Below are 436 nucleotides of genomic sequence, written 5' to 3'. Positions count from 1 at the left end.
GCGTGACCCACACGATGTTCTGCGTCGGGTCCTTGATGTCGCAGGTCTTGCAGTGCACGCAGTTCTGCGCGTTGATCTGCAAGCGATCTTCGTTGCTGTCGTTCTTGACGAACTCGTAGACGCCGGCCGGACAGAAGCGCGCTTCCGGGCCCGCGTAGGTGCGCAGGTTCACGTTCACCGGCACGTTCGCGTCCTTCAGCGTCAGGTGCGCCGGCTGGTGTTCCTCGTGGTTCGTATTCGAGATGAACACCGACGACAACCGGTCGAACGTCAGCTTGCCGTCCGGCTTCGGGTACTCGATCGGCGTGCATTGCGACGCCGGCTTCAGCATCTCGTGGTCCGCATGCTTGTGATGCAGTGTCCACGGCACGTTGCCGCCCATCACCTTCTGTTCCAGCCCGACCATCAGCGTGCCGAGGTACAGCCCCTTCGCCAT

Annotated in this window: 1 protein-coding gene; it reads right to left on the bottom strand. The window is 62.2% G+C overall.

The window, feature by feature from the left end; translation table 11 throughout:
• The coding region (locus DID98_RS35565; protein WP_185640937.1) for a 4Fe-4S dicluster domain-containing protein at positions 1–436 on the bottom strand (436 nt) is incomplete at both ends.

This window comes from Burkholderia sp. Bp8984, assembly GCF_003853755.1.
In the GTDB taxonomy this organism is placed as follows: domain Bacteria; phylum Pseudomonadota; class Gammaproteobacteria; order Burkholderiales; family Burkholderiaceae; genus Burkholderia.
This window is presented reverse-complemented; position numbering and strand designations above follow the sequence as displayed.